The following is a 19201-nucleotide window of genomic DNA, read 5'->3' on the forward strand; positions in this document are numbered from 1 at the left end:
TTCTGAACGCGCGAAAGGCAGCCTTACGGGCGTTATGTCCGTAAGGCTGCCGTTCACGGTATTCCGGAGCCCGGCACCTCCGCCGCGCTCAGCGCGGTCCGGTGCTCTCCCGCACGACGAGCTCGGCGGGCACGAGGTGCCGGGCACCGGCGTCGCCGCCCGCCATCCGCTCTTCGAGGAGCCCGAACGTGCGGCGCCCGACCTCGATGAAGTCCTGGCGGACGGTCGTCAGCGGCGGGTTGAAGTACGCGGCCTCGGGCACGTCGTCGAACCCGGCGACGTGGACGTCTTCCGGCACCCGGACGCCCGCCTCGGTGAACGCCCGGAGCAGGCCCAGCGCCATCTGGTCGTTGGCCGAGAAGACCGCCTTGAGCCCGCGCTTGCCGGCGAGCGCCCGGCCCGCCTCGTAGCCCGACCGCGGGCTCCAGTCGCCGCGGACGACCGCGGGCACCCGCAGGCCGTGCCCTTCGAGGGTTTCGCGCCAGCCGCGTTCCCGGTCACGGGCCTCGAGCCAGTCTTCGGGCCCGGCGACGTGCCAGACCGTCCGGTGCCCCAGGGCCAGCAGGTGCTCGGTGACCCGCCGGGCGCCGTCGTACTGGTCGACCGAAAGCACCGGCACCGGCGCCGATTCCCCGCCACCGACCGCCACCAGCGGGATGTCCGCGGGCGCCGCCGCGAGGGCCCGCCCGGCCGTGACGTGCGGGGCGATGACGATGATCCCCTCGACCGCCTGGCGCCGCAGGCTTTCCACCGCGTCGCCGATCGACGTGCGCCCCGGCCGGGTCACGCTGCAGATCGCGACGCCGTACCCGGATTCGCGCGCCGCGTTCTCGATGCCGTACAGGGTGCTCGCCGGCCCGTAGAGGTTCGACTCCAGCGCGACCACGCCCAGGGTGCCGGACCGGCCGGTGACCAGGGCCCGCGCGGCGGTGTTGGGCCGGTACCCGAGTTTCTGCACCGCGGCGAGGACGCGCTCGCGGGTTTCCGGGCGCACCGGGCCGCTCTCGTTGACCACGCGCGAGACCGTCATGTGCGAGACCCCGGCCATGCCGGCGACGTCGGCCAGGCTCGGCTGCCGCGGCCCCGGCAGGAACGTCCTGGCCTGCTCCCCCGGTTTCGTCCGCTCCACCAATCTGACCCCCTCCACGTCACGCCGTCCCCTCACCCACGAGACCGTACCGCCGAATCGCCGCGCGCCGGGCGTCCCGCGCCGGGCCGCACCCTGCTTCACGGCTCAGTCGGCCGCGGCGCCTTCGCCGGTCGGCTCGGGAAGGTCTCCGGCGGCGCCGAAGTCGCGGTCGTGGCCACGCTCGTCGTCAGCGGAGGCGTGGTCACGAACTGCGGGCCGGGCGCGGCGGCCGGTCCCGGTGGCCGCATCGCCGCGGCCACGACCAGCACCGCCACCACGGCACCGGCGCATGTCCCGGCGACCAGCATCGCGGTCTCTCTGCGCATACCTGCTGTTGCCCGAAAGCCCCCTCCGTGTTCGTCGCGATGACCCGGGTGTGTCGCGCGGCGTGCCAGACCGGCTGGCCGCACCTCCGTCCCGGCGCGGCTGATTCCGGGTCAGCCGCGCGCCAGGCGGACGCAGCAGAAGCCCGGCCGCGGGTCCAGGCGGGCCCGCAGGCCGCGTTCGCCCGCGCCGGCGAGCATGCCCTCGACCAGGCCGAGGTTCATTTCGCAGACCAACCGCGGGTGGGTCCGGGCCAGCCGATGGAACGGGCAGTTGCCGAGCAGCACCTCGCCGCCCGCTATGCGCGGCTCGAAGCCGTGTTCTTCGAGCGTGCCGATGATCTCCGTGGCGCCGGCGGCGAGCTCCGCCCCCCGTTCGCGGGCCCGCCGTCCCAGGATCTCGCGCGCCGAGCCGCCGGTCCCGTCCGCTTCCTCCACCGCCGTTGCGAGCAGCTGACCAGCGAGTTCGTACTGCCGCTCGGGCAGGGAGACGCTGACCTGCCGGTCCGACCGGCGGTAGAGCTTGGCCGGACGGCCCGCGCCGGGGCCGCTGCGGCCGGTGCGGCGTGCGTAGTCCACCGTCAGCAGCTGTTCGTCCACCAGGCGGTCGAGGTGGAACGCGACGGTCGCCCGGGGCACGCTGAGGGCGGCGGCGACGTCGTCGCGGCTCACCGGCTCCGGCCGCCGCACGACGTACTCGTACAGCCGGCGCCGGGTCGGTTCGTCGAGCGCCGCCACCGCGGCCAGCGCGCCGGCCAAGGGTTTGTGCATCACCGCACTCTAAAACAAATAACCGTTGACGAAAACCCCGGCGGCCTTCTAACGTCAGCTTGACTTGGTTTTAGAAGGAGGCGCCCACGTGACCGTCGATCCCGTCCGCGAAGCGATCCCGCTCCGGCACCTCGGTGTCGTCCACAACCGCGACGACGTCGACCTGCGCGCGGCGGAACGCGCGGTCGCCGACCTGCTGCGGGCCCTGGGCAAGGACCCGGTGTCGGAGCACCTGAGCGACACGCCACGGCGGGTGGCCCAGGCGTACGCGGAGATGCTGCGGCCGCGTGACTTCCGGCTGACGACGTTCCCCAACGACGAGGGCTACGACGAGCTCGTGCTGGCCAAGAGCATCCCGGTCCAGTCGCTGTGCGAGCACCACATGCTGCCCTTCCGCGGCGTCGCGCACGTGGGCTACCTCCCCGGCGAGCGGATCCTGGGCCTGTCGAAGCTCGCGCGCGTCGTCGAGCTGTTCGCGCGCGACCTGCAGGTGCAGGAACGGCTGACCAAGCAGGTCGCGGACTGGCTGCAGGAACACCTCGCGCCGAAGGGCGTCGGCGTGGTGATCGAAGCCGAGCACCTGTGCATGTCGTTGCGCGGGGTGCGGGCGAACGGCGCGCTCACCGTCACTTCGTCGCTGCACGGCCTGCTGCGCGAGGAACCCAAGACCCGGCAGGAGTTCTTCGCCCTGACCGGGGTCCACGCCTGAGCCGGGAGCCCGCCACCGCGCGCCGCGAGTCAGTCGCGCCGGTGCCGGCCGCCCCGGGCGCCGGCGATCGCGCGCAGCCGCGACTCGAGGTCGTCCCGGCGCACCCGGCGGGCGTAGGCGAGCAGCGCTTCGGCCTGCGCCTCCGGCAGCCAGCCCTGGTCGGCGCCCGCCTCCAGCCGGAGCAGGTGCGTCACCAGTTCTCGCGATTCCTCGTCGTGTTCGCCCGCGCGCTCGGCGAACCGGCGGGCCGCGTCGGCCGCGCCGTCGCACCAGGCCGTCATCGCGAGCAGCGTCGCCGTCGCCGTCAGGATGTCGCCGCGGTGGACGCCGCCCTCCGCGGCCAGGTGCTCGGCCAGCTGGAAACTCCGGGCGCCGACGCCGCCGGCCCCTTCCCGGCGCACCGCTTCCGCGAGTGCCCGGATCTGCTGCGTGACATAGTCCCCGCTCGACAACCCCGCCATGCCGTCCCCTCCACTACGCAGCGAGGTCCCCTGCCAGCCTCGTGCGTCACCCGACAGGTGTACTCCATCCGGGGCCAGATACGTCGAACGCCCCACCGGTTACGTCCGAACAGTCGCGAATTCAGCCAGATTGTCCGGGTCCGGCGTGCCGCTGGGACATGTACACCGCCGCCGACGTCCGGCGCTCCACGCCCAGCTTGTGCAGCACCGACGACACGTAGTTCTTGACCGTCTTCTCGGCCAGGAACAGCCGCCCGGCGATCTGCCGGTTGGTCAGGCCCTCCCCGACGAGGTCGAGCACCCGCTTCTCCTGCGGGCTCAGCTGCTCGTACCGCGAGTCCGGGGAGGGGACGTTCTCGCCGCGCAGCTTGTTCATCACCGACGCGGTGAGCGTGGCGTCCAGCAGCGAGCCGCCGACGGCGACCGTGCGGACGGCGTCGACCAGCGACCGGCCGGAGACCTGCTTGAGCATGTACCCCGCCGCGCCCGCCATGATCGCCCCGAACAGCGCGTCGTCATCCGAATAGGACGTCAGCATCAGGCACGCCGGCGCCGGATCCATAGTGGACCGGATCTCACGGCACACCTCGACGCCTCCGCCGTCCGGCAGCCGGACGTCCAGGATCGCCACGTCCGGACGCACCTGCGAGATCCGGACCAGCGCCTCGGCCGCCGACGCCGCTTCCCCGACCACCTCGATGTCCGCTTCGGACTCGAAGACCGTCTTCAGCCCCGTTCGCACCAGTTCGTGGTCGTCGAGCAGGAACACCGAAATCGTCATCGCCCATTCCCCTGTTCGCCGGGCCGCGCCGGCAGCTCGGCGGTCCACTCCAGCCGGGAGCCGCCGCCGTCGGCGGCCATCAGCACGCAGGTGCCGCCCCACCGGGCCGCGCGGGTGGCCAGGTTGGCGAGCCCGCTGAACCGGCCGGCCTCCACCGGCGGGCCGGTTCCGTCGTCGCGCACCGCCAGGCTCAGCCGGCGGCCCAGGCCGTCCACCGCGACCTCGACCGACAACGAGTGCGCCCCGGCGTGGCGCGCGACGTTCGCCAAGGCCTCGCGCAGCGACGCGATCAGGTCCGAGCGGACGACGTCCGGCACCGCCGCGTCGAGCGGCCCGTCGAAACCGACGCGCGGCTCGAAGCCCAGCGCCTCGCGGGCGTCCAGTGCCACCCGCAGCAGCTCCGCGCGAAGGCTGCCCTGCGCATGCGCGGGCGCCTGCAGCGAGAAGATGGTGTTGCGGATCTCGCGGATCGTGCGGTCGAGATCGTGGGCGAATCCGGCGACGCGCGCGGCGACGCCCGCGTCGGCGATCAGCCTGCTGACGCCCTCCAGCCCGAGCCCGGTCGCGAAGAGCCGCTGGATCACCAGGTCGTGCAGGTCGCGGGCGATCCGGTCCCGGTCCTCGAACACCGCCAGCTGCTGCCGCACTTCCTGCGCCCGGGAGAACTCGACGGCCAGCGCGGCGTGCCCGGCGAAGGTTTCGACCAGCTGGACGTCGGACGCGGTGAACGGCGACTTGTCGCGGAACTTGGCGACGACCAGCACCCCGAGGGTCTCGTCCGCGACGATCAGCGGCACCGAGATCGCCGAATCCAGGTCCTTGACCATCGCCGGCATCGGCACGCCGTGGTGGCGCTGCTGCTCCTGCACCCGCTCGCCGTAGTCGCGCACCACGACCGGGCGGCGGGTGGTGAACGCCATCCCGGTGGCGGTGCCCTCCGTCGGCACGGTCAGCCCGATGAGGCGCTCGGCGTCGTCCCCCGGCGGCTCGACGACGTCGAACACCAGCCGGCCCGGGCCGTCGGGCCGGGCGATCGCGCCCGCGGTCCCGCCGGCGACCGCGCGGGCGCGTTCGGCGACCAGCCGGAGCGTCGCGTGCAGGTCCTGCGCGGCGAGCAAGGCCTTGGTGACGTCGTAGGACGCCTGGAGCCAGCGTTCGCGGCGGCGCATCTGGTCGACGAGCAGGGCCTTTTCGACGGCCATCCCGGTCGCCGCGGTGAGCGCGCCCAGCACCTCCCGCTCGCGGCAGCCGAACTCCGGGCTGTCCCCGGGTTCGACGGTCAGGGTGCCGAAAGTCTCCGTCCCCGCGCGGACCGGCAGCTCGACCGCGCCGGCGCCGGGCCTGCCCCGGCCATACCCGGCGACACCGCCCTCGAGCAGCTCCAGCCGGCCGCGCCGGGCCCCGAGCAGCTCGCAGATCGCCGTCACCGCGTGGTCCAGCAGGGCCGGCAGCTCCAGCTCGTGCGAGATGCCGCCCACCGCGGCGAGGATCGCCGGCATACTGATTTCGTCCGCCACGCTCCGTCGACTCCGCTGACTTCGCCCGATCCCGGGGTTCCCCGGGCCGTCAAGCGTCTCACAAGCGACTGCCCATGACGGCCTAATCCAGTTCATCCATCCGGTGGGTCGATCGCGGGGTGCGCGACTGTCGCGGATACGCGTTGTCACCCGGTGTGACAAATGATGCGGTGACCGGTGACGGTCTCGACCGGGATCCGCAGGAACCGGCGGCCGACCGGTGCCGGGCCCGGGCAGCGGCAGTCGATCTCGCCGACGTCGACGGCGCCGGATTCGGTGGCGCGCCCCAGCACGCTGACGTACCAGCCGGCGCCGAAGTCGGCAGCGAATTCGTCGGCTTCGAACGCGACGACGGCGCCGTGAGCTCCCGCGTAGAGAGAACTGCCCGCCGTCATAGCGAACACCACGGCGTCGTCGACGACGGTGAAGCGCACCGGGCGGACCGCGGGCATGGCCCGGTGGGTGAAGATCACCCTTCCGAGGCTCGCCGTCCTGAGCAGCGCGAGGCACTGCTGCCGGTCGAGCACCAGCCCGAACCCCACGTCGTCCACCATCGCGTACCCGTGTTTCTCCTGTGGAACATCCCGGCCACCAGCGTGATCGGCTCGCCCGGTTCGCCGATAGGGCCGTTCGACCCGGCCGCCGCCACCGGGGCTCGGCACGCACACCGCGGGCCCGCCCACCAGGGCCGGAAGACCCGAGTCGCGGCGGTCGCCCGGCCGGTGTGGCGACCACGAGGGGTGACTTAACGTCGTCACCGTCCGCTGTCACCGACTTTTGGAAAGGAGGTGAGGTCGATGCCGCCGCACTCCGCCGGAGGCACTTCCACACCCACGGCGCCGTTCTCACTCGACCCCGCGACCGTCCAGTTGGCCATGAAGGGCGACCGCGCCGCGGTGGCGGCGCTGCTGCGCGCACTGCGGCCGCCGGTGTTCCGCTACTGCCTCGGCCGGCTCGGCACGTGGCCGGACGGTTCGTCCGACGCCGAAGACTGCGCGCAGGAAGTGCTGCTCGCGGTCGTCAACGCGCTGCCCGGCTACCGCTACGAAGCCGAGAGCTTCCTGCCGTTCGTCTTCGGCATCGCCGCGCACAAGGTGACCGACGTCCACCGGCACCGGGCGCGCGACCGCACCAGCCCGTTCGCCGAGCCGCCCGCCGGCCGGTGGCTGGGCGCGGACCCGACGGGCGAAGAGGTCGAGCGCTCCGCCGCGCTCGGCTGGTCGGCCGGCCTGCTCGACACGCTTCCCCCGCGCCAGCGCGAAATCCTCGTCCTGCGCGTCATCCTCGGCCTGTCGGCCGAAGAGACGGCCTCGGCGGTCGGCCTGAACAGCGCCGGAGCGGTCCGCGTCGCCCAGCACCGCGCGCTCACCACCTTGCGGCGCAGCTTGACGACCGAGAAACGCGCGGCCTCCTGACCCGATTGACTCCGAGTCATTCAAGAGCATTCCCGCGCGTCCTCGGCCAGTGGGCATTCCGCACGCTTCACTGAGGGATACGGACGCGGGTTCGGATCGGTTCAAAGTTTCTTCCGCGAACTTCGCCACGCCGCCCGGTGCTGGACAACGCCCCGGTCGCGGGCCCAGGATGGCCGCGCACCCGAGAGCGCCGGAGCGGGACACGCGCGGCTACCCAGCGTGATCCACCTGCGGGCCGTCGCGCCCGCGATATTGCGCGCGCGCCATTCTTCGTCAATTGCCGACGCCCTTTCACGCCCGCACTCGGCTACGGAAACGGAAACCGCACCTGACGGTTCGTGATTGTCGGGAATACCGTCTTGCCCGGTGTGAAAGCCCGGTGTAGCGTCCATAACGGAACGATAACCAGCCGGTTGACGGCGTGGCCACGGGCAGGTGACCGCGCGCCCACTGATGTCGGGTCAGTGGACCAGCCGCGCATCGTTCCTGCCGACACATCCGAGTACCCCACCCTGACGGGTGCGAGCCTGGGCTCGCCCCGCTCACTGTCGCGCGTTCCCGCCAGCCCGGCACCCCGGAGGATTCACCATGTCCAGCACCCAAGGACGGCATCGTCTTTCCCGCAGAACGAAGATCGCCACCGGCGGTCTCGCGCTCGCGATCGCGGTCGGCGGCATCGTCGTCGCGACGACCACCGGCAACACCGGTGAAGCCAGCGCCGACGAGGCGAACCCGGCGTTCTTCGTCGACATCCTGAAGGTGAAGCCGAACCAGTTCGACCCGCGGCCGGTCACCGGCGCGTCGACGGGCACGTTCACCGTGGACTGCGGCCGCAACGAGAACCAGCACTTCAACCCCGACAACTTCATCGCCCAGCCCGGCATCCGCAACGGCGCCCAGCACCTCCACGACTACGTCGGCAACCTCTCCGCCAACGCCGACTCCAACAACAAGAGCCTCGCCAAATCCGGCACCACCTGCAAAAACGGCGACAAATCAGCCTACTTCTGGCCCGTCGTCCGCATCGACACCGGCGAAGAAGAGAAGAACGAGCCGGCGAAGGCGCCCGACGGCGACCGGGCCGAGGCCGCCCAGGAGGCGAAGTCCGTCCAGGTCGCCTGCCCGGACGTCGCGAGCAAGCTGCCGGACATCCCCGACCAGGCCATGGCCGAGGTCGACGGCAACCTCGACCAGCTCGACACCCAGACCGACGAGGCGAACAAGCGCATCGCGGCGACGCAGGGCCAGGGCGGCGCGGACTTCGTGCGCAACGCGATCCTGAACCCGCTCAAGGACAAGCGGGCCGCGATCATCGACCGGATCGCCATCGCGATCGGCCGGTTCGCGCCGAAGCCACCGGACCTGGGCGGTCTCGCGCCGTGCGCGCCGAAGCCCGGCAAGGACACCGGCACGCCGGCGCCGCCGGGCACCACCACCGGCGGGGCGCTCCCCGGCCAGGACGAGAACAACGAGCTGCCCGGAAACGACGGCAAGATCCTGCGGCCGCAACGGGTTCAGATCACCTTCCGCGGCAGCCCGGTCGGCAAGGTCGTGGCGATGCCGCGCTTCCTGCGCGTGCTCTACGGCGACGCGAAGGTTTCGACCAACGGGCCCGCCAACGCCCGGGCGAGCTGGACGTGCACCGGCTTCGAGAACCGCGTCACGGACAAGTACCCGATCTGCCCGCAGGGCAGCAAGGTCAAGCGCGTCCACACGTTCCCGAGCTGCTGGGACGGGAAGAACACCGACAGCGCCAACCACCGGACGCACATCGTGTTCCCCGACCAGTCCGGCCGGTGCGGCAAGGGGTTCAAGGCCGTGCCGCAGCTGCAGATCTCGCTGACCTACGACATTCCGCGGGACATCCAGCTCGGGAAACAGTACAAAGTGGACGCTTTCCCGCAGGAGAAGCACAACCCCCTGTCCGATCACGACGACTTCGCCAACGTGATGTCGCAGCGGATCATGAACGGTCTGGTCAACTGCGTGAACCGCGGGAAGACCTGCCGGGCGTGACTCCCGGAACCGGCGGCGCACCCGCGCCGCCGGTTCCGGCCCGAGCCGTCGGACCTGCGCTACCAGTGGGTGCGCTGCCGCCTCGCGGCGATCGATGCGGACGAGATGCGTGAGCTCATCCTGGACGCGTGGCGGATGTGCGTGCCGAAGAAGGTCTGGGCGGCCTATGTGGAGACGCACCCGCTCTGATCTCGCTCGGCCGCGGCGAGCGCGTCCTCCGTGATCACGAGGAAGCCGGGCAGGACGGCGAACGGCAGCACGCCCATGACGACGAACACCGCGGGCAGCCCGAACGCCTGCGCGATCGCGCCGCCGGCCAGCGCGCCGAGGGACCTGGTGCCCCAGGCCACGAGCCGGTGGCTGCTGTTGAGCCTGCCGAGGAGGCGGTCGGGGGTGAGCCGCTGACGCAGCGTCACCATCACGACGCTCGCGACCAGGATTCCCGCGCCGCTGACGAAGAACACGGTTCCGACGGCATACGGGTTCGCGGTCACCGCGAGCACCCCGATCGTCGGGCTGCTCGCGAGCCAGGACACCCGCAGCGCGCGGATGCGGCCGAGCCGGCGTTCGATCGGCTCGGCGAGGAACGACCCGGCCAGGCTGCCCGCGGCGATCGTGGCCATCAGCAGCCCGAAGGCCGGCGCGGACAAGCCCATCGCCGAGCCCGGGCCGACCGCGTGGAGCACGAGCACGGCGAACGCGGCGCCGGTGGCGAAGTTGAACGTGCCGACCATGATCGAGAACGTGCGCAGCACCTTGTGGCGCCAGAGAAAGCGCAGCCCTTCGGCCATGTCCGCGCGGAGTGTGGTGTGCCCGGCGCGCGGGATCCGGTACGAGCCACGCACGAGCAGCAGGGCCGCGAGGGCGACCGCCCACAGCGCGACCGGCACGGCCAGCGCGACGACGACCCCGGCCGCCGCGAGCACGCCGGCCAGCGGCGGCCCGGCGAACTCGTTCGCCGTCTGCTCGGCGGCGTACATCCGGCCGTTGGCGCGGGCCAGCAGTTCCCGGCCGACCACCTGCGGCACGATCGACTGCGCCGCGGTGTCGTAAACCGTCTCGGCGGAGCCGACGCCGAGCGCGACGACGTACAGCGCCCAGATCGATCCCCCGCCGAAGACGGTCAGCAGCGTGACGCCGGCGAGGAGCCCGCCGCGGACGACGTTCGCGGCGAGCATCGCGCGGCGGCGGTCGAGGCGGTCGACCAGTGCGCCGGCAGGCAGTGCGAAGAGCAGCCACGGTAGCGTGAAAGCGAGGGCGAGCCCCGCGATGAGCGCCGGCGACCGGGTGTAGCCGACCGCGACGAGCGGCAGACCGACCTTGAGGATCCCGTCGGCGAGACTCGAGAGGCCCGCCGCCGTCCACAGCCGCCAGTACACGCCACCCAGTGCGGTCATGTGATGGAGGATCGCACATCGATGGGCTTTTCTCCATCGATGGGGCGAGAATTCCCTCGATGAATTACGCTGCGCTCATGACCGAACCTCGTCGTCGGCGCCCGGCGACGCCGGAGGAGGCGAAGGCCCTCGGGCACCCCCTGCGGCTGCGCATCATGCGGCTTTGCCTGGTCGAGGAGCTGACGAACAAGCAGCTGGCCGACCGCCTCGACCGCGACCCGGGCACGGTCCTGCACCACGTGCGGCAGCTGGTGGCCGCGGGCCTCCTCGAACCGGCGCCGGTCCGCACCGGCGCCAGCGGCGCCCTCGAGAAGCCGTACCGGTCGAACAACGCGACGTGGTGGCTGGACGGCCCGCTGTCCGGCGCCGACGCCGAGACGCGGTTCGCGCCGATCGAGATCTTCCAGGAGGAACTGGCCGCGGCAGGGCCGGAATCGGTGGTGGTGCACGAGAAGTTCCTGCTGCACCTGTCCCCCGACGAGGTCGAGGAGCTGGACCGGCGGATCCTGGCGGTGCTGGACGAGTACGTGGCGACCGACCACGAACGGCTCGACCGTCCGGCCGTCGGCGGGATCTTCGTGCTGCACCACCTGAAACGCTGACTGGCCCCGGCAATTGGCCCGGTTTCAGGTGCTCGCCCACAGCCGTGAATGGCCCATTCAGGGACATAGAGTCCCTCAATGTGCCATTCACGGCCGTTCCGTTGACCGCTTGCGCGGCAGAGGAATCCTTAACAGGGCCCGTGCAGGTTCAGCGGGTCAGTGGTTGTACTTGAACCACGGCTGCGCCCAGCCGAGGTAGGTCTGGCCCCACTTGCTCTTGATCTGCGCGATCGTCGTTTCGGTGTAGCTGCCGAAGCCGTTGATGTCGTTCGACAGGAACTTGCCGTCGCCGATCGAGATCATCGTGTGCCCGGCACCGCTGCTCTTGAAGTAGGCGAGCCCACCGGCCGGGACCTGGTAGTCACCGGCGTGCTTGAACGAGGACGGGATCTGGGTCCAGTGGATGTAAGCCGTGTCCGAGCCGGAGGCGGGCCAGCCGTAGTTCTGCGCGTTGATCCGGTCGCACCAGCGCTCGTAGGAGTCGAGGTCGTTGGTGTGGATGCGGGTCTTGGCGTAGGCCACCGCCTGCGCGCAGGTCTTCGGGTTCCCGGTGCCCGCGGTCGAACAGGTCAGGGTCGAGCCTTCGCAGTCCGGGGCGACGCGGCCGTCGGAGCCGGTGTAGACGTAGGCGTCGCTGATGTAGCCGTTGCCCACCTTGTCCCAGATGTCCGAGGTGCCGTACTTGCCGTCGACGGTCGAGCCGTTGGTCTGGCACGTGATGGTGACCGCGGTGCCGTCGGCGATGGTGCCGACCGAGCCGCCGCTGGTGCTCGGGGTGGCCCGCAAGGTCAGGGCGGCGCCGGAGTCGGTGTGCACTGTGCCCGTCGCCGCGAAGGCCGGGGTGGCCCCGGCCAGCGCGATCGCCGCGGCGACGCCGGCTACGGCGGCCACCTGCTTGCCGATGCGAAACTTCATTTCCGTCCTCCAGTTTTCCGGTGTGCGGCCAGGATGGCGAGCACCGGTACAAGCCGCGTACAAACGGCGAGCGAACTTCTGGAGATGCGGCAATCCGGACAGCTCAGGCCAGGTACTCGGCCGCCGCGCGCAGGCTCACGGACGAGCCGCCGAACGTGTCGATCCGTGGCCCGTCGCCGTCCGCCGGCCCCGGCACGCCCGTCTCGACGCGGATGAAGTCCACACCGGACAGTGCGGCGAGCAACGCGCGCACCCGCGGGTGCCGGTGTGCTTCCCGCGTGACCACGACGACGCTGCGGAACCCTTGCGCTGCCTCAAGAACCGCGTCGACGTCCTCGGGTGTGACGGTGAGTGCCCGCGTGCCCGGCACCAGCTCCGCCAGGTGCGTGCCGAGGCCCCACGGCATCGGCCCCGCCGCGATCGTCGGCTCGGTCCGGACGTCGACCACCAGCGGCGGGCCGGCCAGCCGCGGCTCGCCGCGGACCCGCAGCGCCTTGCGCGCCGCTTCCAGGCCGAGCCGCCGGTCGACCGGGCCCACGCGGGCCGGCGCCGGGTCCGTGCCCAGCGCCGCCGTCCGCCCGGCGGCTTCGGCCAGGCGCTCAAGGGGCAGCTCCCCCGCCGCCACCGCCGCGACGATCGCGGCCACACAGGCGTCCAAGGCGGGAGCTTCGAACGCCGCGCCGCCGAGACACAGGGCGTCCGCGCCCGCGGCCAGTGCCCGCACGGCCGAGCGGCCGAGGCCGTCGTGGCGTCCGTACGCACCCGACACCGCGCCCATCTCCAGCGCGTCGGTGATCACCGCGCCGGTGAAGCCCAGCTCGCCGCGCAGGACATCGGTGAGCGCCGTCCGGTTGAGCGTGGCCGGCTCGTCGCCCCACGCCCGGACCACCAGGTGGCCCGACATCACCGAGCGCACCCCGGCCCGGATCGCCGCGGCGAACGGGACAAGCTCGATCTCCCGCAGTTCTTCGACGGTGCGCGGCAGCACCGGCAGGGCCACGTGCGAATCCTCGGTCGCCGCGCCGTGGCCCGGGAAGTGCTTCGCGCACGCCGCGACGCCGTACTTCTGCAGGCCGGTCACGTAGGCCGCGACGTGTGGTGACGCCTTCGCCGGGTCGGACCCGAACGCCCGGACGCCGATGATCGGGTCCTCGGCCGCCAGGGTCAGATCCGCGCAGGGCGCCAGGTTGAGCGTGACGCCGCAGGCCGCCAGCCGTTCGCCGAGCGCGGCGGCGACGGCCGTGGTCAGCTCCGGGTCGTCGGCCGCGCCGAGGGCCAGCGGGCCCGGCACGAACGACCCGGTGTTCACGTCGAGGCGGGTGACGTCGCCGCCCTCCTCGTCGATTCCGATAACGACACCGCCGACGCCGTCGCGCTCGCCCCGCAGCTGGGCGGTGAGCGCGGCGACCTGCTCGTCGTCGACGACGTTGCGGCCGAACAGGACCACCCCGCCGAGGCCTTCGGCGATCCGGCGGCGGAGCCAGTCCGGCGCGGTGGTTCCGGCGAACCCGGGCAGGAGGACGGCTTCCGCGAGTTTCTCGGGCGACGACAACGGCTACCCCTTCACGGCGCCGGCGGTCGCGCCGGACACCAGCTTGCGTTGCACGAGCAGGAAGAACACCAGCGCCGGGATCGCGTAGATGACCGACGCGGCCATGACGCCGCCCCAGTCGGTGGCGAACGCCGTGCGGAACGACGCCAGCCACACCGGCAGCGTCTCCTTCGGCTTGTCCTGGATGAACACGAGCGCGAACAGGTACTCGTTCCACGCGGTGATGAAGCTGAACACCGAGGTGGTGACCAGGCCGGGGCCGAGCAGCGGCAGCGTCACCCGGCGGAACGCGCCGGTCTGGCTGCAGCCGTCGATCATCGCGGCCTCCTCCAGCTCGTACGGGATCCCGTTGACGAAGCCGTACAGCATCCAGACGGTGAACGGCAGCGTGGTGGCGAAGTAGATCAGCAGCAGCGACGGCAGCGTGTTGAGCAGCCCGGCGTCCCGCATCAGCAGGAACAGCGGGATGAACAGCGCGGACACCGGCGCCAGCTGCGCCACCATCACCAGCACCAGGAAGCCCTTGCGGCCGGTGAAGCGCAGCCGCGACAGCGGGATCGCCGCCAGTGTCCCGGCGACCAGCGCGCACAGCACCGAACCGACCGTGACGATCAGGCTGTTCATCAGGTAGGTCGGGAAGTTGTCCTTGCCCAGCGCGGTGGCGAAGTTGCCGAACGAGAACGACGTCGGGATCAGGTCGTACTTCGGCGAGAGGATCTCGCCGGGCGTCCTCAGCGACGTGACGAACATCCAGTACGTCGGGAACGCGATCGCCAGCGCCACCAGGACGCCGACGACCGACAGCGCGATCCGCTGTGGCAGCGATTTCCTCACTTGAGACCACCTTCCGGGGTCCGGACGAGCAGCTGGATGTACCGGCCGGTGATGAGCGCCAGCACGATCAGCATCAGCGTGGCGATCGCGCCGGCCGCGCCGAAGTGGTTGCCCGCGATGCCCTTGAGGTACAGCACGACGGCCAGGGTGGTGCTCCCGCCGTCGGGCCCGCCCTCGCGGATCGCCCAGATCTGGGCGAAGGCGTTGAAGTCCCACAGCACCGACAGGAACGTCACCATCGTGGTGATCGGCCGGATGGCGGGCCAGGTGACCGCGCGGAACGTCTGCCACGCGCTGGCGCCGTCGATGCCCGCGGCTTCGTACTGCTCGCGCGGGACGCCGATGATGCCCGCGTAGAGCGAGAACGTCACGAACGGCACGGCCTGCCACACGATGAGCAGGCCGATCACAGTGAGCGTGCTGGCACCGCTGGAGAACCACGAGAAACCGATGAAGCCGTGGAAGCCCAGCCGGTCGAGGGTCTTGTTGAGAATGCCGTACTGCTCGTCGAAGATCCACTGGAACACCGTGGTCGTGGCGATCACCGGCGTGGCCCACGCCAGGACCAGCGTCACCTGCACGATGATCCGCACGACCGGATCGAGGTGGCGCATGAGCACCGCCAGCAGCAGGCCGCCGGCGATGGTGGCGGCCACGATGGCGGCGGTGAAGACCAGGGTCCGGAAGGTGATCGTCCAGAACTCCGGGTCCGAAAGCGTGTTCGTGTAGTTGGCGAACCCGACCCAGACGGTCTTGCCGGAGACGAGCTGGCCGATGTCGAGCTTGCGGAAGCTGATCGCGAGCACCTGGACCAGCGGCCACGCGAGCAGGACGAGAATCGCGGCGAGCGCCGGGAGGAGGAGCAGGTACGGGAGCACCCGGTCGCCGAACCGGCCGCGCTTGCGCCTCTTGACCCGCGTGTCGCGCGGCGACGCCGGCGGGGTCGCCCCCGCCGGCATCGTCACGTTCGCGGTCGCTGTCATCCGCCGATGAGCTTGTTCAGCGCTGCGTTGGCGTCGGCGGTCGCCTGGTCGAGCGTCTTCTTGCCGGTCAGGTAGGCGGTCAGCATGTCCTTGACCGGGTTCTGGCCGGACTCGACGTCGCCCCACTTGGGGCTGGCCGGGACGGCCTTGCCGTTCGCCGAAGCCTTCGCCATCACGCTGCCCAGCGGGTCCTTGTCCAGGCCGGTGAGGTCGGTCGACGTGCCGGGCACGACGCCGGCGGCGGCGAGCTGGCTCTGGTACTTCGCGCTGGAGAGCAGCTTGATGTACTCCTTGGCGGCGGCCACGTTCTTGCTGTTGGCCGGGATCGCCAAGTTCGAGCCGCCCAGGAATACCGGAGCGGTCTGGCCGGCGGTCTTGCCCGGGATCGCGAAGGCAGCGGTCTTGCCGGTCAGGCTCGCGTCGGTCTTCGCCGCCGTCGGCAGCTCCCAGGGAAGGCCGATCATCATGGCGACCTTGCCGGCGCCGTAGACGGTCGCCTGCTGCGGCTTGGCCTCGTCGGCGTCCTTCGGCGCCTTGGTGCCGGAGGTGTCGACGAGCTTCTTGTAGAACTCCAGGCCGGCCTTGGCCTCGGGGGTGTCCAGGGTCGCCTTGTAGTTCTTGCCGTCGGCCTTGGCGATGTCACCGCCGTTGTCCCAGATGAACGACAGCAGCGCGTACCAGTTCTGGCCCGGCATGTACAGCGCCTGGAAGTCGGGGTCGGAGCCGAACTTCGCCTTCAGCTTGCCGATCGCGTCGATCCACTCGTCGTTCGAAGCCGGCAGCTTGGCGATGCCGGCCTGCTCGAACATGTCCTTGCGGTAGATGACCTCGCGGTTGGCCGCGTAGAACGGAACGCCGTAGGTCTTGCCTTCGTAGGCACCGGAGTCCGCGAGACCCTTCAGCCACTGCGCGCCGTTGAAGCTGTCCTTGTCGGCGGACAGGTCGGTCAGGACGCCGTCCTGCGAGGCGAACGCCGCGGTCTGTGTGTTGCCGATCTCTATCACGTCCGGGGGCGTGCCACCGGCCAGCGCGGTGGTCAGCTTCTGCTGGATACCGTCCCACTGCTGGACTTCGTACTTGACCTTGACCCCGGGGTGCGCGGCTTCGAACTCCTTGTTGAGCGCGTCGGTCAGGGTGGCCGGCGCGGACCCGGTCATCAGCCAGACCGTGACCGTGCCGCTGAGCGGTGCATTGCCGCTCGACGAAGCCGCGGTCTCCGAGCCGCTGGAGCCCGCGCAGCCTGCGGTCGCGAGCGTGAGTGCGGCGGCGCCCGCCACCAGCTTGAGCCAGCGTTTCACTCGATGCCGTCCTTTCCCATGCCCGGCCACCGCGGCCGAGCGCCCAAATGGTGTAGACCAATGTTGGGAGTTAGAGTGGTACGTACCACCGACCCTGTCAAGGTGGTTGCCGGAACGTTGTAAACGCGCCGAGATCCTGACGGGAAGTAGCCGGATAGTCACCGGCGCCCGTCGCGACAGTGGGGAGAAGTCGTCCGGACAGGAACGTGTCCGGAACGTTTTTCACCACCGGCAGCCGGAAACCGGCGCGCGCAGGACGGCGCACGGAAAACCGCCCCGGGAAAGGACTTCCCGGGGCGGTGGTGGACAGGTGCGGCCGTGAATGTCGCATTGAGGGACTTGAAGTCCCTCAATGCGACATTCACGGACCTAAAGATATGCGCGAACGGGTGAACCCGTCAGGGCTTGGGCGCAGGCGCCTTCACCCGCTCCAGGAGCAGCTGGGCGACGTCGCGGACGTCGACGTTCTCCGCCTTCTGCTCGCTCTGGCGCTGCACCAGACCGTCCGTCAGCATCACGCGGCAGAACGGGCAGCCCGTCACGATCGTCTCGGCGTCCGTGGCGATCGCCTCGTCGACGCGTTCCAGGTTGATCCGCTTGCCGATCTGCTCCTCCATCCACATCCGCGCGCCGCCGGCGCCGCAGCACAGCGCGCGGTCGGCGTGGCGGGGCATTTCCGCCAGGGAGGCGCCGGTCGCTCCGACAAGCTCGCGCGGCGGCGTGTAGACCTTGTTGTGCCGCCCGAGGTAGCAGGGGTCGTGGTAGGTGACGCGGGGGCCGTCCTCGACCGGCTTGACCGGGGTCAGCTGCCCGCCGCGCACCAGCCGGTTCAGCAGCTGCGTGTGGTGCACGACCTCGTAGTGCCCGTCCAGGTCCGGGTACTCGCGGCCGAGGGTGTTCAGGCAGTGCGGGCAGGTGGTGACGATCTTGCGCAGCCGCGGCTCGCGGCCCTCGAACACGGCGTTGAGCGTCTCGGCGGTCTGCTGCGCCATCATCTGGAAGAGGAACTCGTTGCCCGCGCGGCGCGCCGGATCACCGGTGCAGGACTCCTCGGTGCCGAGCACCACGTACTTCACCCCGGCGATGTGCAGCAGCTCCGCCGTGGCCCGGACGGTCTTGCGCGCCTGGTCGTCGAAGGCGCCGGCGCAGCCGACCCAGTAGACGTACTCGACGTCCTCGGCCAGCTCGCCGTCGAACACCGGGACGTCGAAGCCGAGGTCCTTCGTCCAGGCGAGCCGTTCCGAGTTGTTCTGGCCCCACGGGTTGCCCTTGGTTTCCAGGTTCTTGAACAGCCCGCCGAGCTCGGTCGGGAACGCGGACTCGATCATCACCTGGTAGCGGCGCATGTCGACGATGTGGTCGACGTGCTCGATGTCCACCGGGCACTGCTCGACGCACGCCCCGCAGGTGGTGCACGACCACAGCACGTCCGGGTCGATGACGCCGCCGTCGCTCTCCGGGCCGACCAGCGGGCGCGCGTCCTCGTGCTCGGTGCCCGCGAGGATGTAGGGCGCCTCCTCGAACAGGTTGTCGCGCAGGTTCATGATGACGAGCTTGGGCGACAGCGGTTTCCCGGTGTTCCACGCGGGGCACTGCGACTGGCAGCGGCCGCACTCGGTGCACGTGGCGAAGTCCAGCATGCCCTTCCAGGTGAAGTCGCCGATCTTGCCGCGGCCGAACGTGTCGTCCTCGCCCGGGTCCTCGAAGTCGATCGGCTTGCCCGCGGACTCCATCGGCAGCAGCGGGCCGAGCCCGTCCGGCAGCCGCTTCGCGGTGACGTTCACCGGCGCCAGGAAGATGTGCAGGTGCTTCGAGTAGAGCACGATCGACAGGAACACCAGCATGACGCCGATGTGCAGCAGCAGCCCGACGGTCTCCAGCACCTCGGTTGCCGAGTGCCCGAGCGGCTCGAGGAGGTTCCCGACGCCGAGCGAGACGTACGCGCCCGAGTCGTACGGGAAGTTGCCGGACGCCGAAGAGGCGCCGCGGAAGAAGAACATCGTCCAGACGACGTTGAAGATCATGAACAGGATCAGCCACGCGCCGCCGGTGTGCGAACCGTAGAACCGGGACGCGCGGTCCTGGCGCGCGGGCGCCTGCCGGACCCGGATCACGGCGAACACGCCGAGCGAGACGGCCACGGCGACGGCGATGAAGTCCTGCAGGAAGCCGAGCGGGCCCCAGTGCCCGATCCACGGGATCGCGAAGTCCTCGTCGAAGAGGGCGCCGTACGCCTCGAGGTACACCGAAGCGAGGATCACGAAGCCCCAGAACGTGAACAGGTGCGCGAGGCCGGGCACCGACCACTTGAGCAGCTTGCGCTGGCCGAACACTTCACGCAGGTGCGCGGACACCCGGCGGCCGAGCTCGTCCGACCGCTTGGTGTCCGGCTGGCCCGCCTTGATCAGCCGGTACAGGAAGGCCACGCGCTTGCCGGCGACGGCGAGGCCGACGACGGTCATGAGCAGGCCGAGGATGAGACGAACGAGCACGAGTCC

Annotated in this window: 18 protein-coding genes and 1 pseudogene; 5 read left to right on the forward strand and 14 right to left on the reverse strand. The window is 70.9% G+C overall.

From position 1 onward, the window contains the following. Window positions 1-88: 88 nt before the first annotated feature. The 3 genes from AB0M82_RS37510 to AB0M82_RS37520 form a co-directional block, all read right to left on the reverse strand. Entirely contained in the window at window positions 89-1132 is a 1044-nt protein-coding gene (locus AB0M82_RS37510) for a LacI family DNA-binding transcriptional regulator (RefSeq protein ID WP_364732680.1), read from the reverse strand. Between the two features lie 95 nt (window positions 1133-1227). Beyond that, window positions 1228-1455, reverse strand: coding sequence for a hypothetical protein (locus AB0M82_RS37515; protein WP_364732596.1), 228 nt, complete (start codon window positions 1453-1455; stop codon window positions 1228-1230). Between the two features lie 111 nt (window positions 1456-1566). Then, window positions 1567-2223: a helix-turn-helix domain-containing protein gene (locus AB0M82_RS37520; protein WP_364732599.1), complete on the reverse strand. Its 657-nt coding sequence runs from the start codon at window positions 2221-2223 to the stop codon at window positions 1567-1569. Window positions 2224-2338: 115 nt separating this feature from the next. Here AB0M82_RS37520 and folE point away from each other — a divergent pair, with 115 nt between their 5' ends. Further along, window positions 2339-2932 (forward strand): GTP cyclohydrolase I FolE, encoded by a 594-nt coding sequence (gene folE / locus AB0M82_RS37525; protein ID WP_364732683.1) that lies wholly within the window; start codon window positions 2339-2341, stop codon window positions 2930-2932. A gap of 29 nt (window positions 2933-2961) precedes the next feature. Here the strand turns inward: folE and AB0M82_RS37530 are convergent, their stop codons facing one another. The 4 genes from AB0M82_RS37530 to AB0M82_RS37545 all read right to left on the reverse strand — a co-directional run bounded on the left by AB0M82_RS37530 (window position 2962) and on the right by AB0M82_RS37545 (window position 6245). Further along, window positions 2962-3393, reverse strand: a complete 432-nt coding sequence (locus AB0M82_RS37530) for a hypothetical protein (protein ID WP_364732602.1) — start codon at window positions 3391-3393, stop codon at window positions 2962-2964. Window positions 3394-3514: 121 nt separating this feature from the next. After that, on the reverse strand, window positions 3515-4174 hold the full coding sequence (locus AB0M82_RS37535) for a response regulator transcription factor (protein ID WP_364732605.1): 660 nt from the start codon (window positions 4172-4174) through the stop codon (window positions 3515-3517). Beyond that, the gene (locus tag AB0M82_RS37540) at window positions 4171-5673 is read right to left on the reverse strand and encodes a GAF domain-containing protein (RefSeq protein WP_364732686.1); all 1503 of its coding nucleotides are present in this window, start codon (window positions 5671-5673) and stop codon (window positions 4171-4173) included. Before AB0M82_RS37540 ends, AB0M82_RS37535 begins: the two co-directional genes overlap by 4 nt. A gap of 164 nt (window positions 5674-5837) precedes the next feature. Further along, window positions 5838-6245 (reverse strand): pyridoxamine 5'-phosphate oxidase family protein, encoded by a 408-nt coding sequence (locus tag AB0M82_RS37545; RefSeq protein ID WP_364732607.1) that lies wholly within the window; start codon window positions 6243-6245, stop codon window positions 5838-5840. Between the two features lie 243 nt (window positions 6246-6488). Here AB0M82_RS37545 and AB0M82_RS37550 point away from each other — a divergent pair, with 243 nt between their 5' ends. The 3 genes and pseudogenes from AB0M82_RS37550 to AB0M82_RS37560 form a co-directional block, all read left to right on the forward strand. Then, a complete protein-coding gene (locus tag AB0M82_RS37550; RefSeq protein ID WP_364732609.1) occupies window positions 6489-7106 on the forward strand; it encodes a sigma-70 family RNA polymerase sigma factor in 618 nt (205 codons plus the stop codon). A 588-nt stretch (window positions 7107-7694) separates the two neighbouring features. Further along, window positions 7695-9122 carry a DUF1996 domain-containing protein gene (locus tag AB0M82_RS37555; protein WP_364732611.1) on the forward strand — a complete coding sequence of 476 codons (1428 nt, stop codon included), beginning with the start codon at window positions 7695-7697 and terminating at the stop codon, window positions 9120-9122. 39 nt (window positions 9123-9161) lie between these two features. Beyond that, window positions 9162-9311: pseudogene (locus AB0M82_RS37560) on the forward strand (MmcQ/YjbR family DNA-binding protein); the annotation flags it as partial. Here the strand turns inward: AB0M82_RS37560 and AB0M82_RS37565 are convergent. After that, window positions 9287-10519, reverse strand: a complete 1233-nt coding sequence (locus tag AB0M82_RS37565) for an MFS transporter (RefSeq protein ID WP_364732613.1) — start codon at window positions 10517-10519, stop codon at window positions 9287-9289. The pseudogene AB0M82_RS37560 and the gene AB0M82_RS37565 sit on opposite strands and share 25 nt — an antisense overlap. Window positions 10520-10596: 77 nt before the next feature. Here AB0M82_RS37565 and AB0M82_RS37570 point away from each other — a divergent pair, with 77 nt between their 5' ends. Further along, window positions 10597-11121: a winged helix-turn-helix domain-containing protein gene (locus tag AB0M82_RS37570; RefSeq protein WP_364732615.1), complete on the forward strand. Its 525-nt coding sequence runs from the start codon at window positions 10597-10599 to the stop codon at window positions 11119-11121. Window positions 11122-11277: 156 nt separating this feature from the next. Here AB0M82_RS37570 and AB0M82_RS37575 read toward each other — a convergent pair whose 3' ends face one another. The 6 genes from AB0M82_RS37575 to AB0M82_RS37600 all read right to left on the reverse strand — a co-directional run bounded on the left by AB0M82_RS37575 (window position 11278) and on the right by AB0M82_RS37600 (window position 19195). After that, complete coding sequence (locus AB0M82_RS37575; protein WP_364732617.1) at window positions 11278-12036, reverse strand: SH3 domain-containing protein; 759 nt, start codon at window positions 12034-12036, stop codon at window positions 11278-11280. 103 nt (window positions 12037-12139) lie between these two features. Continuing rightward, a complete protein-coding gene (locus AB0M82_RS37580; protein WP_364732619.1) occupies window positions 12140-13588 on the reverse strand; it encodes a glycoside hydrolase family 3 N-terminal domain-containing protein in 1449 nt (482 codons plus the stop codon). A 3-nt stretch (window positions 13589-13591) separates the two neighbouring features. Then, window positions 13592-14422, reverse strand: coding sequence for a carbohydrate ABC transporter permease (locus AB0M82_RS37585; RefSeq protein WP_364732622.1), 831 nt, complete (start codon window positions 14420-14422; stop codon window positions 13592-13594). Further along, the gene (locus AB0M82_RS37590; RefSeq protein WP_364732624.1) at window positions 14419-15405 is read right to left on the reverse strand and encodes a sugar ABC transporter permease; all 987 of its coding nucleotides are present in this window, start codon (window positions 15403-15405) and stop codon (window positions 14419-14421) included. The genes AB0M82_RS37585 and AB0M82_RS37590 overlap by 4 nt, the downstream gene beginning before the upstream one ends. Further along, a complete protein-coding gene (locus AB0M82_RS37595) occupies window positions 15402-16703 on the reverse strand; it encodes an extracellular solute-binding protein (protein ID WP_364732626.1) in 1302 nt (433 codons plus the stop codon). The genes AB0M82_RS37590 and AB0M82_RS37595 overlap by 4 nt, the downstream gene beginning before the upstream one ends. Window positions 16704-17101: 398 nt before the next feature. Then, window positions 17102-19195 (reverse strand): (Fe-S)-binding protein, encoded by a 2094-nt coding sequence (locus tag AB0M82_RS37600; protein WP_364732628.1) that lies wholly within the window; start codon window positions 19193-19195, stop codon window positions 17102-17104. Between the last annotated feature and the right edge of the window lie 6 nt (window positions 19196-19201).

It is taken from the genome of Amycolatopsis sp. NPDC051128, from assembly GCF_040682715.1.
GTDB lineage: Bacteria > Actinomycetota > Actinomycetes > Mycobacteriales > Pseudonocardiaceae > Amycolatopsis.

Excerpts from the sequence above, each read along its gene's own strand:
- AB0M82_RS37515 (WP_364732596.1), bottom strand. The coding sequence starts at position 1,455 with ATGCGCAGAGAGACCGCGATGCTGGTCGCCGGGACATGCGCCGGTGCC.
- AB0M82_RS37520 (WP_364732599.1), bottom strand. The coding sequence starts at position 2,223 with ATGCACAAACCCTTGGCCGGCGCGCTGGCCGCGGTGGCGGCGCTCGAC.
- AB0M82_RS37530 (WP_364732602.1), bottom strand. The coding sequence starts at position 3,393 with ATGGCGGGGTTGTCGAGCGGGGACTATGTCACGCAGCAGATCCGGGCA.
- AB0M82_RS37535 (WP_364732605.1), bottom strand. The coding sequence starts at position 4,174 with ATGACGATTTCGGTGTTCCTGCTCGACGACCACGAACTGGTGCGAACG.
- AB0M82_RS37540 (WP_364732686.1), bottom strand. The coding sequence starts at position 5,673 with ATGCCGGCGATCCTCGCCGCGGTGGGCGGCATCTCGCACGAGCTGGAG.
- AB0M82_RS37545 (WP_364732607.1), bottom strand. The coding sequence starts at position 6,245 with ATGGTGGACGACGTGGGGTTCGGGCTGGTGCTCGACCGGCAGCAGTGC.
- AB0M82_RS37550 (WP_364732609.1), top strand. The coding sequence starts at position 6,489 with ATGCCGCCGCACTCCGCCGGAGGCACTTCCACACCCACGGCGCCGTTC.
- AB0M82_RS37555 (WP_364732611.1), top strand. The coding sequence starts at position 7,695 with ATGTCCAGCACCCAAGGACGGCATCGTCTTTCCCGCAGAACGAAGATC.
- AB0M82_RS37565 (WP_364732613.1), bottom strand. The coding sequence starts at position 10,519 with ATGACCGCACTGGGTGGCGTGTACTGGCGGCTGTGGACGGCGGCGGGC.
- AB0M82_RS37570 (WP_364732615.1), top strand. The coding sequence starts at position 10,597 with ATGACCGAACCTCGTCGTCGGCGCCCGGCGACGCCGGAGGAGGCGAAG.
- AB0M82_RS37575 (WP_364732617.1), bottom strand. The coding sequence starts at position 12,036 with ATGAAGTTTCGCATCGGCAAGCAGGTGGCCGCCGTAGCCGGCGTCGCC.
- AB0M82_RS37590 (WP_364732624.1), bottom strand. The coding sequence starts at position 15,405 with ATGACAGCGACCGCGAACGTGACGATGCCGGCGGGGGCGACCCCGCCG.